General features: G+C 73.1%; 12 protein-coding genes and 1 pseudogene. 9 read left to right on the top strand and 4 right to left on the bottom strand.

The window, feature by feature from the left end:
* Window positions 1-174: 174 nt before the first annotated feature.
* Window positions 175-876, bottom strand: a complete 702-nt coding sequence (locus tag LCD31_RS16605; protein WP_224959247.1) for an IclR family transcriptional regulator — start codon at window positions 874-876, stop codon at window positions 175-177.
* Window positions 877-972: 96 nt separating this feature from the next.
* Here LCD31_RS16605 and leuC point away from each other — a divergent pair, with 96 nt between their 5' ends.
* From leuC to LCD31_RS16590, 3 genes are all read left to right on the top strand, one after another.
* Entirely contained in the window at window positions 973-2,376 is a 1,404-nt protein-coding gene (gene leuC / locus LCD31_RS16600; RefSeq protein WP_224959246.1) for a 3-isopropylmalate dehydratase large subunit, read from the top strand.
* A 30-nt stretch (window positions 2,377-2,406) separates the two neighbouring features.
* Window positions 2,407-3,009, top strand: a complete 603-nt coding sequence (leuD, locus tag LCD31_RS16595) for a 3-isopropylmalate dehydratase small subunit (RefSeq protein ID WP_224959245.1) — start codon at window positions 2,407-2,409, stop codon at window positions 3,007-3,009.
* Between the two features lie 228 nt (window positions 3,010-3,237).
* Window positions 3,238-4,089 (top strand): HU family DNA-binding protein, encoded by an 852-nt coding sequence (locus tag LCD31_RS16590; RefSeq protein WP_224959244.1) that lies wholly within the window; start codon window positions 3,238-3,240, stop codon window positions 4,087-4,089.
* A 417-nt stretch (window positions 4,090-4,506) separates the two neighbouring features.
* On the opposite strand, the gene LCD31_RS16585 is transcribed toward LCD31_RS16590, so the two are convergent.
* The gene (locus tag LCD31_RS16585) at window positions 4,507-5,649 is read right to left on the bottom strand and encodes an NUDIX hydrolase (protein ID WP_224959242.1); all 1,143 of its coding nucleotides are present in this window, start codon (window positions 5,647-5,649) and stop codon (window positions 4,507-4,509) included.
* Window positions 5,646-7,769, bottom strand: a complete 2,124-nt coding sequence (locus LCD31_RS16580; RefSeq protein ID WP_224959249.1) for an RNA degradosome polyphosphate kinase — start codon at window positions 7,767-7,769, stop codon at window positions 5,646-5,648. Before LCD31_RS16580 ends, LCD31_RS16585 begins: the two co-directional genes overlap by 4 nt.
* A 73-nt stretch (window positions 7,770-7,842) precedes the next feature.
* On the opposite strand from LCD31_RS16580, the gene LCD31_RS16575 reads away from it, so the two are divergent.
* Complete coding sequence (locus LCD31_RS16575; protein ID WP_224959250.1) at window positions 7,843-8,376, top strand: hypothetical protein; 534 nt, start codon at window positions 7,843-7,845, stop codon at window positions 8,374-8,376.
* An 84-nt stretch (window positions 8,377-8,460) separates the two neighbouring features.
* Here LCD31_RS16575 and cofC read toward each other — a convergent pair whose 3' ends face one another.
* Complete coding sequence (cofC, locus tag LCD31_RS16570; protein ID WP_224959241.1) at window positions 8,461-9,093, bottom strand: 2-phospho-L-lactate guanylyltransferase; 633 nt, start codon at window positions 9,091-9,093, stop codon at window positions 8,461-8,463.
* 122 nt (window positions 9,094-9,215) lie between these two features.
* On the opposite strand from cofC, the gene LCD31_RS16565 reads away from it, so the two are divergent.
* The 5 genes and pseudogenes from LCD31_RS16565 to LCD31_RS29795 all read left to right on the top strand — a co-directional run.
* Entirely contained in the window at window positions 9,216-10,001 is a 786-nt protein-coding gene (locus tag LCD31_RS16565) for a 1-acyl-sn-glycerol-3-phosphate acyltransferase (RefSeq protein ID WP_224959240.1), read from the top strand.
* Window positions 9,988-11,007: an NAD(P)H-dependent glycerol-3-phosphate dehydrogenase gene (locus LCD31_RS16560; protein WP_224959239.1), complete on the top strand. Its 1,020-nt coding sequence runs from the start codon at window positions 9,988-9,990 to the stop codon at window positions 11,005-11,007. The genes LCD31_RS16565 and LCD31_RS16560 overlap by 14 nt, the downstream gene beginning before the upstream one ends.
* Window positions 11,008-11,098: 91 nt before the next feature.
* Window positions 11,099-12,202 carry a cystathionine gamma-lyase gene (locus LCD31_RS16555; protein WP_224959238.1) on the top strand — a complete coding sequence of 368 codons (1,104 nt, stop codon included), beginning with the start codon at window positions 11,099-11,101 and terminating at the stop codon, window positions 12,200-12,202.
* Between the two features lie 427 nt (window positions 12,203-12,629).
* A complete protein-coding gene (locus LCD31_RS16550) occupies window positions 12,630-13,106 on the top strand; it encodes a cysteine dioxygenase family protein (protein ID WP_224959237.1) in 477 nt (158 codons plus the stop codon).
* Window positions 13,107-13,176: 70 nt separating this feature from the next.
* Window positions 13,177-13,386 (top strand): annotated as a pseudogene (locus LCD31_RS29795) (GntR family transcriptional regulator); the annotation flags it as partial.
* Window positions 13,387-13,537: the final 151 nt, after the last annotated feature.

The following is a 13,537-nucleotide window of genomic DNA, read 5'->3' as shown; positions in this document are numbered from 1 at the left end:
ACACCGGCCACTCCCGCCGGCCGGGCGGGTCCTATTCCGGTCGGCACTACCAGTAAAGCCCCGTTTCCTTTGGTAAGGGGGGCTTTCCTTTGTTGGGGTTGTTGTTCTGGTGGGGTTGGGTTGCTCGGCCTCGGCCTCGGCCGTTGGCGGGTGGGTCGTGGTGGGGCGGTGGGGTCAGAGGCGGTTTTGGAGGCCTTCGGTGGCTGCTAGGAGGTCTTGGGCCCAGCGGGCTCCTGGCCTCCTGCCCATGCGGTCGATGGGGCCGGAGACCGAGATGGCCGCTACCACCGTGCCCTGGGAATCGCGGACGGGGGCCGAGACGCTGGCCACTCCGGACTCGCGCTCCGCGACGCTCTGCGCCCAGCCGCGGCGGCGGACCTCCAGCAGGGTGCGCTCGCCGAACACCGCCTCCGACAGGACCGCGCGCTGGGTGGCCGGATCCGCCCACGCCGCGAGGACCTTCGCGCCCGAACCCGCCACCATCGGCAACGTGCTCCCCACCGGCACCGTGTCCCGCAAGCCGCTCGGCGGCTCCGCCGAGGCGATGCACAGGCGCTGCATGCCGTCCCGGCGGTACAACTGCACGCTCTCGCCCGTGATGTCCCGCAATTTGGGCAGCACCGTCGAGGCCGCCTCCAGCAGCGGATCCACCGCGCCACCGGCCAGCTCCGCCAGCGCGGCGCCCGGCCGCCACCGGCCGTCCGAACCGCGGCGCAGCAGGCGGTGCACCTCCAGGCCCACCGCCAGCCGGTGCGCGGTCGCCCGCGGCAGGCCCGTCCGGCCGCACAACTCCGTCAAACCGCACGGCTCACCGGCCACCGCCTGCAGCACGGCCACTGCCTTGTCCAACACTCCGATACCGCTATGCTGTCCCACGTACCGATATTAACTTCTCGATATCTGAGAAGTCCACTCTTTGGGACAGTGCCCCGGAACCGGGGTGCGACCACCACATCTCGATGGGGAGGAGCGATGGGCAACACGCTCGCGGAGAAGGTCTGGGAAGGCCACATCGTGCGCCGAGGTGAAGGCCACGAACCCGACCTGCTCTACATCGACCTCCACCTCGTGCACGAAGTCACCAGCCCGCAGGCGTTCGAAGGGCTGCGGCTGGCAGGCCGCCCCGTCCGGCGGCCCGATCTCACGATCGCCACCGAGGACCACAACGTGCCCACCACCGGCATCGACCTGCCGATCGCGGACCCCGTCTCGCGCACCCAGGTGGACACCTTGCGGCGCAACTGCGAGGAGTTCGGCGTCCGCCTGCACCCGATGGGCGACGCGGAGCAGGGCATCGTGCACGTGGTGGGGCCGCAGCTGGGGCTCACCCAGCCCGGCACCACGGTGGTGTGCGGCGACAGCCACACCTCCACCCACGGCGCGTTCGGCGCGCTCGCGTTCGGCATCGGCACCTCCGAGGTGGAGCACGTCCTCGCCACCCAGACGCTGCCGCTGCGCCCGTTCAAGACGATGGCCGTCAACGTCGAAGGCACGCTGCGCCCCGGAGTCACGAGCAAGGACGTCATCCTCGCCGTCATCGCCAAGATCGGCACCGGCGGCGGGCAGGGCTACGTCCTGGAGTACCGCGGCGAAGCGATCCGGCAGCTGTCCATGGAAGCCCGCATGACGATCTGCAACATGTCGATCGAAGCGGGCGCCCGCGCCGGGATGATCGCCCCCGACGAGACGACCTTCGAATACCTCAAGGGACGCCCGCACGCGCCGGAAGGCGCCGACTGGGACGCCGCCGTCGAGTACTGGAAGACGCTGCGGACCGACGAGGGCGCCGAATTCGACGCCGAGGTCACCATCGACGCCGACGCGCTCACCCCGTTCGTCACCTGGGGCACCAACCCCGGGCAGGGCCTGCCGCTGGGGGAGCGGATCCCCGATCCCGCGGACATCGGCGACGACGCCGAGCGCTACGCCGTCGAGAAGGCGCTCGACTACATGGGCCTGGAAGGCGGCACTCCGCTGCGCGAAGTCGCCGTGGACACCGTCTTCCTCGGTTCCTGCACCAACGGCCGCATCGAGGACCTGCGGGCCGCAGCGGGCGTCCTGGACGGCCGCAAGGTCGCCCAGGACGTGCGGATGCTCGTCGTCCCCGGCTCGATGAAGGTCCGGCTGCAGGCCGAGACCGAAGGACTCGACGAGGTCTTCACCGCGGCCGGCGCCGAATGGCGTTCCGCGGGCTGCTCCATGTGCCTCGGCATGAATCCCGACCAGCTCGCTCCCGGGGAGCGCAGCGCCTCCACCTCCAACCGGAACTTCGAAGGGCGGCAGGGCAAGGGCGGGCGCACCCACCTGGTCTCCCCGCTGGTGGCGGCCGCGACCGCCGTCCGCGGCACCCTGTCCTCGCCCGAAGACCTCGACTGAGCCACCACGACCCGAAAGGAGCAACGTTCGATGGAACCGTTCACCGAGCACACCGGCGTCGGCGTTCCGCTGCGGCGGTCCAACGTGGACACTGACCAGATCATCCCCGCCGTGTACCTCAAACGGGTCGCGCGGACCGGGTTCGAGGACGCGTTGTTCGCCGGATGGCGCGGCGACGAGACCTTCGTGCTCAACAACGACGCGTACCGGAACGGCAGCGTGCTGGTCGCCGGGCCGGACTTCGGCACCGGATCGTCCCGCGAGCACGCCGTCTGGGCGCTCAAGGACTACGGCTTCCGGGTGGTCATCTCCTCCCGGTTCGCCGACATCTTCCGCGGCAACTCCGGCAAGCAGGGACTGCTCGCCGCCGAGTGCGCGCAGTCCGATGTGGAACTGCTCTGGAAGTTGCTGGAGAACGAACCCGGCACCGAGGTGACCGTCGACCTCGTCGAGCGGACCGTGCAGGCGAAGGACCTCACGGTGCCGTTCGGCATCGACGACTACACCCGCTGGCGGTTGCTGGAAGGCCTCGACGACATCGGTTTGACGCTGCGCCACGCCGAGACGATCGACACGTACGAAAAAACCCGGCCTTCCTTCAAACCCGCGACGCTGCCCGCCCGCGCGGGCTGATCGGCTCCGGCCGCGAACCGGATTCTCCTTTCTGCGCAGGGAAGAACCGATTCGCGGCCGGTGTTCACAACCTCACCGGGAAACCGGCGCGACGAGCCCCGAGCCGCCGAAAGCCCCCACGCCCCAACGAAAAAATGGGGCGTGGCGAATGGCATTCGGCAGTTCGGGGCTTTACCGTGGGTTTCGAGTCGGCCCGACGGGGCCGTTGTTGTCCTGGGAGGGACTGAAGTGAACAAGGCCCAACTCATCGAGGCACTCGCGGAACGCCTCGGCGACAAGAAGACCGCCAGTCAGGCGGTGGAAGGCGTCGTGGACCTCATCGTCCGCAACGTCAACAAGGGCGAGAAGGTCAACATCACCGGCTTCGGCGTCTTCGAGAAGCGCGCACGTGCCGCCCGCACCGCGCGCAACCCGCGGACCGGCGAAGCCGTCAAGGTGAAGAAGACCAACGTCCCGGCCTTCCGCGCCGGCACCCAGTTCAAGGAAGTCGTCGGCGGCAGCCGGAAACTGCCCCGCGCGACCGCGGCGAAGTCGGCGGGCACCAAGTCCGCGGGCACCCGCGCCACCGCCACCAAGACCGCGGGCACCGGCCGGGCCGCGGCGAAGACCGCGAGCACCGCCACCAAGGCGCCCGCCACCAAGGCCGCCGGCACCAAGGCGAGCACCGCCAAGACGGCCGCCGCGACCAAGACCGCGCCGAAGAAGGCCGCCGCCACGCGGTCCAGCGCCAAGCCGGCCGCCACCAAGGCCGCGCCGAAGGCCGCCGCGGGCACCAAGGCCACCGCGGCCAAGTCCACCGGGACCAAGGCGCCCGCCGCGAAGGCGAGCACCGCCAAGACCGGTACCGCCGCCAAGGCCGCCCCCAAGAGCACGGCGACCAAGAGCACGGCCGCCAAGAGCACCGCCACCAAGGCGGCGCCGAAGAAGGCCACCGCCACCAAGGCCGCGCCGAAGGCCGCCGCGTCGAAGTCCACCGCCAAGTCCACCGCCTCGAAGACCTCGGCGGCCAAGACCGGCGGCCAGACCTCGACGGCCAAGGCCTCCACCGGCAAGACCACGCGCAAGACCGCCAAGAAGTGAGCGCTCGCCGCCTGAGCGAGCCGGACCACGGCGGGCACGGGTGGCGTTCACGCACACCGCGCGGCGTCATCCGCGCCAGGCGCGGCGGCGGAGCGGCGGGCGGCCCCGGTACCCGGTCCACGGGCGCCGCGGCCGTGCGCGAGCACTGCTCCGCGAGCATTCCGCGATGATCCCGGCACGATCGCCCAGCGCGATCGGGCCGGGATCATCGCCGTTCCGGGGTGTTCCGCGGAATCCGCCCGAGCACCGGCGGAGCCGGTGTCCCGAGCGGTCGGGTGCCGCGAACTCCGAATCCCGGTGAACGGGTCCGCGGCCGGATGAACCAGCGGCCGGGCGGAACCGCGGAGCTCGGGCCAGCTGCCGAACGGGCCAGCTGCCGAACGGGTCGGCTGCCGAACGGGTCAGCGGCGTGACGGATCAGCGGCCGGACGGATCCGCCAAGTAGTCCGCCGACACCAGCCGCAGCCGCGGTCCCGAACCGTTGCCCGAGTGCGCGTCCCGGCTGAACCGCAACGTCCACACGCTGCCCTTGGCGCTCGCCGGATCGCCCCGCTCACCGCGGCCGGTGCTCCTGCTGCGCGAACCGTCGCGCAGCACCCCGTTCCGCACGATGGCACCCCGCGGCGCCGAGCCGCCCGGATCCGCGCCGTCCGGCCCGAGAACTCCCGTCCCCGAAGCCTCCGGCGCGGAACTCCCCGGCCCGAAGTTCTCCGGTGCGCGCTCGGCGGACCGCGCCAGCCGGGCCACCAGGTCCGGGATCACCCCGCCCTGGCTGCACACCACGGCCGTGCCGGAACCCGCCGCGATGCGCAGGAACCGGTGCACGGCGGTCTCCGGGTCGGCCTTGTAGCCCTCCTCGGACAGCAGCGGTTCCACAGCCACCTCGATGCCCAGGCCCGCGGCGACCGGCCGCACCGTCTCCTCGCAGCGCACCCGCGGCGCCGAGTACACCCGTTCCGGCCCGAACAGCGGCAGCCACGAGTGCAGCGCGTCCCGCTGCCTGCGGCCGGTGCCCGACAGCGGACGCAGCGCGTCGTCGCCGTCGAACTCCGCTCGTCGCCCGGCTTTCGCGTGCCGCACCAGCAACACCGTCACCGGATCGTCCGGCAGCGCCGCGAACTCGTCCAGCACCTGCCGGTCCTGCGGGTAGCTCAGCATCTCCCGGGCCTTCGGCAGCGCCACCCACACCAGCTCGTCGACCTCGTCGTTCGGCGCGAAATCGCCGTCCCCGGCGCGGGCCGTGAAGTAGTCCACCCGCTTGCCGGTGCGGCCGCCGGGCCCGGGCACCTCGTAGTGCACCCGGCCGAGGAAACCGGACAGCACGCAGCCGAACCCGGTCTCCTCCCGCACCTCCCGCACCGCGGCGTGCGCCGAGGTCTCGCCCGGGTCGAGCTTCCCCTTCGGCAGCGACCAATCGTCGTAGCGGGGGCGGTGCACCACGGCCACCTCGGGCGCCGCACCGGTGCCGGGCCGCCACAGCACCGCGCCCGCGGCGCGCACCGTCACCGGCAGCCTGCCGCTGCCGTTCGTCCGCCGCTCCGGTTCGTGCTGGGCCGTCATGACACCTTCGCCCCGTGCTGGCGCAGCATCTCCGCCTGGTGGTCCTGGACCTGCTCACCGCTGCGCGGCGAGGCCTCCCAATCGCCCTTCGCGTTGAGCACCCAGCAGCGCGTCTGCGCGTCCAGCGCCGAATCCATCATCGCGTCCAGCTGCTCGGTCAGCTTCGGGTCCACCACCCGCACCTGCGTCTCGATCCGGCGGTCCAGGTTGCGGTGCATCATGTCCGCGCTGCCGATCCAGCGCTCGTCGATGCCGACGAAGTGGAACACCCTGGAGTGCTCCAGGAACCGGCCCAGGATCGAACGGACCTCGATGTTCTCGCTGAGGCCCGCCACCCCGGCCTGCAGCGCGCAGATGCCGCGCACCACGATCCGGATCGGCACGCCCGCCAGCGAAGCGCGGTACAGCGCGTCGATGATCTGCTCGTCGACCAGCGAGTTGACCTTCATCCGGATCCCGCACGGCAGGCCGGTGCGGGCGCGCGCCGCCTCCGCCTCGATGCGTTCCACGATGCCGAGCCGAATCCCGTGCGGGGACACCAGGATCCGCCGGTAGGTGCTGTGCCGGGCGTAGCCGGTGAGCACGTTGAACAGGTCCGTGAGGTCCGCGCCCACCTCCGGCGCCGCCGTCAGCAGCCCCAGGTCCTCGTAGGTGCGGGCCGTCTTCGGGTTGTAGTTGCCGGTGCCCAGGTGGCAGTAGCGGCGGATCGCCGAACCCTCCTGGCGCACCACTAGCGCCGTCTTGCAGTGCGTCTTGAGCCCCACCAGGCCGTACACCACGTGCACCCCGGCACGCTCCAGGGTGCGCGCCCACTTGATGTTCGCCTGCTCGTCGAACCGGGCCTTCAGCTCGACCAGCGCCACCACCTGCTTGCCGGCCTCCGCCGCGTCGATCAGCGCGTTCACTATCGGCGAGTCACCGGAGGTGCGGTACAGGGTCTGCTTGATGGCCAGCACGTGCGGGTCGGCGGCGGCCTGCTCTATGAAGCGCTGCACCGAGGTGGAGAACGCGTCGTAGGGGTGGTGCACCAGCACGTCGCCCTCGCGCAGCGTCGCGAAGATGCTCTTCGGCGTCTGCCCCTCGGCGAACGCCGGGTGGGTGGCGGGCACGAACGGCGGGTTCTTCAACTCGGGGCGCTGCAGCTTGTCCAGCTGGAACAGGCAGGACAGGTCCAGCAGGCCCGGCACCTCCACCACGTCGTGCTCGTCGACCTCCAGCTCGCGCAGCAGCAGTTCGAGCATCGTGTCGCTCATCGTGTCGGTGACCTCCAGGCGCACCGGCGGGCCGAACCGGCGTCGCGCCAGCTCCCGCTCCATCGCCTGCAGCAGGTCCTCGTCGCGGTCCTCCTCCACCTCCAAGTCCGCGTTGCGCGTCACCCGGAAGATGTGGTGGTCGCTGATGTCCATGCCGGGGAACAACTTGTCCAGGTGCGCGGCGATGAGCTCCTCCAGGGGCAGGAACGTCGCCCGCTCCTGCCCCCGGTCCGCCTCCACCCGGATCAGCCGCGGCACGTTGTCCGGCACCTTCACCCTGGCGAAGCGGCGCAGGCCCTCCTCCGGGTCGCTGACGGTCACCGCGAGGTTCAGCGACAGCCCCGAGATGTACGGGAACGGGTGCGCCGGGTCCACCGCGAGCGGGGTGAGCACCGGGAAGATGTGGTCGTCGAAGTACCGGCCCAGCACCTGCTGCTCGGCTTCGGCGAGCATGTTCCAGCGCTGGATGCGGATGCCGTTGGCCTCCAGCTCCGGCAGCAGCTCGTCGAGGAACGTGCGGCCCAGCTTCTTCGTCAGCTCCTGGTTCCGCGCCGAGATCCGGGTCAGCTGCTCGTGCGGGGTGAGCCCGTCCGCGCTGCGCACCGACAGGCCGGTCTCCTCCCGGCGCTTCAGGCCGGCGACGCGCACCATGTAGAACTCGTCCAGGTTGGACGCGAAGATCGCGAGGAACTTGGCGCGCTCCAGGACCGGCTGCGAGGGGTCCTCGGCGACGGCCAGCACCCGGGCGTTGAAGTCCAGCCAGGACAGCTCGCGGTTCAGGTAGCGGTCGTCGGGCAGGTCGGTGCTGGCGGCCGCGCGGGTCACCGCGGGGGGAGCGGCCGGTACCCGGGCACCGTCACCGCCGATCGCGGTCTTCGCCGCGGTGCGGACGGGCGGCGGCGCGGTGGGTTCCGCGGCGGCCCGGCGCGCGGTGGCGCCGGTGCCTGCGGTCGTCCCCGCCGCGGACTTCGCGGTCCTGGTGGTCGCGGTGCGGCCCGTGGTGCGGGATCCGGTGGTGGGCGCGGTCTTCGCCGCGGCGGTCTTGCGCCTGGTCGCCGCCCCGCCCGAGGTCGCCGTCCCGCTCGATCCGGCCGTCCCGCTCGATCCGGCGGTTCCGCCCGAGCCGGTCGACTTCGCCCCGGCCCGCGGCGCGGCACCGGACCTGCTCGTGGACCCGGTGGCCCGCTTCTTCGCGGTCGTGGACTTCGCGGTGGACCGCGAGCCGGTCGTCCCGGACTTCGCCGCGGTCCGGCGCTGCGCACCCGGTGCGGTCGCCTCCGACTCGACCGCACCGGCTCCGGCGGCGGGCTCCGCGGGGCCCGCCGAACCGGCCGACCCGCCCGTCGCGTCCGCACCGGACGCTCCCGGAACCGCCGTCCGGCTCCCGCGGCCGGACTTCGGCGCAGTCCGGCGAGCACCGGCGGACCCGGCGGTCGACGAGGTCCGGCGGCGCGCTGGTGGAGTGGTCTCGTGATCGCTGCTGTCGGTACTCACGGGGCCCATTCTCACCCATCCGGTCGCCGCGGTTCGACCTTTGTCGGCGGGAACACCACACAGGTCAGCGCGGGTGTCCGGCAGCCCCGGCCAGCCACGCCGAGGTGCGTTCCCCGAGCCCGATCCCCGTCGCCCGCCGCAGGTCCTCGGCGGTGTCCACATCGCAGCGCAGCGACTCCCAGCCGCCGTCCAGCCGCCGCGCACCGGACGCCTCGTGCGCCGCGGCCGACCCCGGCCCGAACCGCGGATCGAGCGCACCGTCCACCCCGGCCAGCAGCAGCGTCGTCCCGGTCCCCAGGTGATCGGCGCAGAAGGCGCGGTGCGGTCCGGCGAGCTCCAGCGCCGCGGCCAGCTCCGCCGGGCGCAGCGCGGGCAGGTCCGCCTGCAACGCGCCGACCCGCGCCCCGCGCCGCCGCAGCAGCCGCGCGCCGTGCTCCAGCGCCGGGTTCAGGCCCGCCGCCGGATCGTCCGGCACCACCTCGACGCCCACCGCCGCGAACGACCCGGCCAGCAGCGGGTCCGAGGTCACCACCAGCACCTCCCGCACGCCCCGGGTGCGGCGCGCGGCGTCCACCGCGTCGTGCGCGATCGCGCTGACCAGGTCCGCGTGCCGCTCGGCGGGCCGATCGCCGCGCAACCGCGACTTCGCCAGGTGCAGCGGCTTCATCGGCACCAGCAAGGACACTCCGAGGCTCATCCCGCCATCCTCCGCTCCGCCCGTCGATCTTCGAGTATGCCCGCCGCGACCGCACCGCTCGCCGGGCGAACGCGTGGGCCAGGTAACTTGACAGCCGCTCTTGAGGGCGAGAGGAGACGCGCGTGGTGGAACCGGCAAGCCTCAAACGGCCGCGCAAGCACACCAAGGAACGGCCGCCGACGGCGATGGGCCGGTTCTGGCTGCGGCTCGCCGCGATCGTGTTCTACCCGCTGACCGCGCTGCTCTCTCGAGTCCGGGTGCACGGGCTGGCGAACGTCCCCGCGACCGGCCCGGCGCTGCTGGTGCTCAACCACGTGTCCCACCTGGACCCGATCTACGACGCCGTCACCGTGCACCGCGCGGCGCGGATCCCGCGGTTCATGGCCAAGAACACGCTGTGGAACGTGCCCGTGCTGCGCAACGTCCTCACCGGCGTCGAGCAGATCCCCGTGTTCCGGCAGACCGCGGACGCGCGCAAGAGCCTGGAAGCCGCGCACGGCTCCCTCGAAGACGGCAAGATCGTGATCATCTACCCGGACGGGACGGTCACCAGGGACCCCGACGGCTGGCCGATGACGCCGAAGGCGGGCGTGGCCCGGCTCGCCCTGGAGCACGACGTGCCGATCGTGCCCGCCGCCCGCTGGGGCACCCGCGACATCTACGACCACTACGCGAAGAAGTTCCGCCCGTTCCCGCGCAAGACCGTGCACGTGCGCATCGGCGAACCCCTCGACCTCGGCGAGTACCGGGGCCGTGCCGCCGACCCGCAGGTGCTGCGCGAGATCAGCGAGCTGGCCATGGGCCGGGTGCGCGACCTCCTCGGCGAGATCCGCGAGGAGCAGCCGCCCGCCGGCTTCTACTCCCCGGTGCGCCGCCGCGAACCCCGGAACGACGATGACCGGGCCTGAGCCCGCCGCGCAGCGGATCGCGGTGCTGGGCGCCGGGTCCTGGGGCACCACCTTCGCGAAGGTCCTCGCCGACGCGGGCAGCGACGTCGCGCTGTGGGCCCGCCGCGCCGAGATCGCCGAGCGGATCAACACCGAACACCACAACCCCGGCTACCTGCCGGGCGTGCCGCTGCCCGCATCGCTGCGCGCCACCGACGACGCGGCGGCGGCCATGCACGGGGCCGACGCCGTGGTGCTCGCGGTGCCCAGCCAGACGCTGCGGGAGAACCTGGCCGGCTGGCAGCCGCTGCTGCCGCCCGGCGCGACCCTGGTCAGCCTCGCCAAGGGCGTCGAGCTCAGCACCCTCAAGCGGATGAGCGAGGTCGTCGCCGAGGTCGCCGACGTGCCGATGGCGCAGGTCGCCGTGGTGTCCGGCCCGAACCTCGCCAAGGAGATCGCCGCCGAGCAGCCCACCGCCACCGTCGTCGCCTGCACCGACCACGACCGCGCGGTCGCGCTGCAGGCCGCCTGCTCCACCGGCTACTTCCGTCCCTACACCAACACCGACCTGGTGGGCATCGAACTCGCCGGGGCCTGCAAGAACGTGATGGCGCTGGCCTGCGGCATGGCCGCCGGGCTCGGGTTCGGGCACAACACGATGTCCTCGCTGATCACCCGCGGCCTCGCCGAGACGACGCGGCTGGGCGCGGCGCTCGGCGCGGAACCGATGACCTTCGCCGGGCTCGCCGGGCTCGGCGACCTGGTCGCCACCTGCACCTCGCCGCTGTCCCGGAACCGGACGTTCGGCGAACGCCTCGGCCGCGGCGAAACCCTGGAGCAGGCGCAGGACGCCACCCACGGGCAGGTCGCCGAAGGCGTCAAGTCCTGCTCGTCCATCCGGGCGCTCGCCGCCCGCCACGGCGTGGAGATGCCGATCACCGAGGTCGTGCACCGCGTCTGCCACGAAGGGCTCGCGCCCGCGCCCGGTGCCGCGATGCTGCTGGGGCGCGACCCGAAACCGGAGTGACCCTCCGCTCGACCGGCGGAGTTCGCGGACCTGCGGGGTTAGATTGCGACCGGCCGCCCGTTCGGGGCGGACGAGCGCGAGGAGGTCGGCAGTGGACGACGGCACCCGGTACGGCGACGGCACCCGCTGCGTGCACGGCGGGCACGGCGACCCGGAACCCGGGACACCGCTCGCGCCCGGCCCGGTGTTCGCCGCGCCCTACCACCTCGGCGACCCGGCGGCCGACTTCTACGGCCGCGCCGGGAACCCCACCTGGCGGGCGCTGGAGAGCGCCATCGGCGAGCTGGACGGCGGGGAGTGCGTGCTGCTGCCCTCCGGCATGGCCGCGATCAGCACCGTGCTGCGGGCGGTGCTGCGCGCCGGGGACGGGCTGCTGGTGCCCAGCGACGGCTACTACGCGACCCGGCAGTTCGTGCACGAGGAGCTCGCCGAGCTCTCGCTGCGCGTGCAGGAGATCCCCACCACCGGCCCGTGGCCGCCGGAGCTGTTCGACGGGGTGCGGCTGGTGCTGCTCGAAACCCCGTCCAACCCGGGCCTCGACGTCTGCGACGTCGCCGCGCTCGCCCGGCTCGCGCACCGGGCCGGCGCGCTGCTGGCGGTGGACAACACCACCGCGACGCCGCTCGGGCAGCGGCCCCTGGAACTCGGCGCCGACCTCGCGATCGCCAGCGACACCAAGGCCCTGACCGGGCACAGCGACGTGCTGCTCGGGCACGTCTCCACCGCCGACGCGGAGCTGGCGGCGCGGCTGCGGCGGGCCCGCACCCTCTCCGGTTCCATCCCCGGCCCCTTCGAGACCTGGCTGGCGCACCGCAGCCTCGGCACCCTCGACCTGCGGCTCGCCCGGCAGGCGTCGAACGCGGCCGCGCTGGTGGCGGCGCTGCGCGGGCACCCCGCGGTCACCGGGTTGCGCTGGCCGGGGCTGCCGGACGACCCGGCGCACGAGCTGGCGAGCGCGCAGATGCGGCGCTGGGGCGGGGTGTTCCGCTTCGAGCTCGCCGACGCCGACGCCGTCGCCGAGTTCGTCCGCCGCAGCGAGCTGGTCGTGGCCGCCACCAGCTTCGGCGGGTTGCACAGCACGGTGGACCGGCGCGCCCAGTGGGGCGATCCGGTGGCGCCGGGCTTCGTGCGGTTCTCCGCCGGGTGCGAGGACCCGGACGACCTCGTCGCCGACGTCCTCGCGGCGCTCTCCTGAGCCACCTCTTCCTGAGCCTCCTCGGAGTGATCACGCTCGGTGCCGCTTACCCGGTGGTGTGACGCGGGCGCAATCGGCTTGACGGGTTCCCTTCGGCGCTGGTTCACTACGCGGCGTGTTGCGAGCCATGACCGATGGACGAGGTCACATCGACCTGCGCCGGGTGGCGAGCGCGCTTTGTCTGCAGCGGTGATCGATCCCGCTGCCGTGGTGAGACCCGGACCCCGCGAGACCCGCTGAACCAGCTGCCTCCCGAAGAGGTCTGGACCGCGCCGTCCCCGAGACCGCGCCGCCACACCGCCCGATCCGCGACATCCACCGGAACGCCGCCCGCCCGGCGGCAGGTCCGGGCGGCCCGCCGATCGCGCGCCGGGACACGTCACCGCCACCACCCGGCCTCCGACCGCACGACCACCGAGGATTCCCCGTGTTCGCCGTACCCCCTGACACCATCGCCGCCGTCGCCGACCGCGCCATCGCGCACCCCGTGCGGATCGCCCGCGAACTCGCCGCCGACCGGCTCGGCTGGGCGCACCTGCTGCGCTACGACCCCGAACAGCGCTGGGCCGGACTGCTGGAACGCACCGCCACCCACGAGGCCTGGCTGCTGAGCTGGCTGCCCGGTCAGCGCACCGAACTGCACGACCACGGCGGTGCCGCCGGGGCGTTCACCCTCGTCTCCGGCAGCGTCACCGAACGCGTCGTGCGCAGCACGCCCACCGGACCCGTCGAGGAGTGGCACGCGCTGGAGACCGGGCAGTCCCGCGTGTTCGGCCCCGACCACGTGCACCAGGTGCGCAACGACGGGCCGGACCCCGCGGTCACCATCCACGTCTACCGCCCCGGCCGGACCCGGATGACGCCGTACTCGCTGCACCCGGTGGGCGGCCTCACCCGGCTCTGACCGGGGACGCCCGTCCCCGTGGCGGGCGCGCGGTGGCATCATCGGGAGGCCGAGCGGGAGGAATCCTGAGATGCCACATCCGGTGCCCGCGGCGAGGTCGCCGCTGCTGGAACCGGCCGTCGAACTGCGCCGCGACGACGCCCGTCCGCTGGCGGTGCAGCTGGCCGACGCGCTGCGCCGCGCCGCCGCGCTCGGCCAGCTCCGCGGGGGCGATCGGCTGCCCTCGACGCGCGCGCTGGCCCGGCACCTCGGCGTCAGCCGCACCGTCACCGCCGCCGCCTACGAACAGCTGCACGCCGAGGGCTGGATCGTCGGCAGGCACGGCTCCGGCACCTACGTCACCACCGCGCCGCCCGGAGCGCCCGGCACCCCGGCGGAGTTCGCGGCGGGGGTCGCGGACCCCGAACCCGACGCCACCCGCCCGGTCGCCG

The sequence above is a fragment of the Saccharopolyspora sp. 6M genome (assembly GCF_020176775.1).
Taxonomy (GTDB): Bacteria; Actinomycetota; Actinomycetes; order Mycobacteriales; family Pseudonocardiaceae; genus Saccharopolyspora_C; species Saccharopolyspora_C gregorii.
Note: the sequence above shows the minus strand (reverse complement) of the source record. Positions and strands in the feature narration are given on the sequence as shown.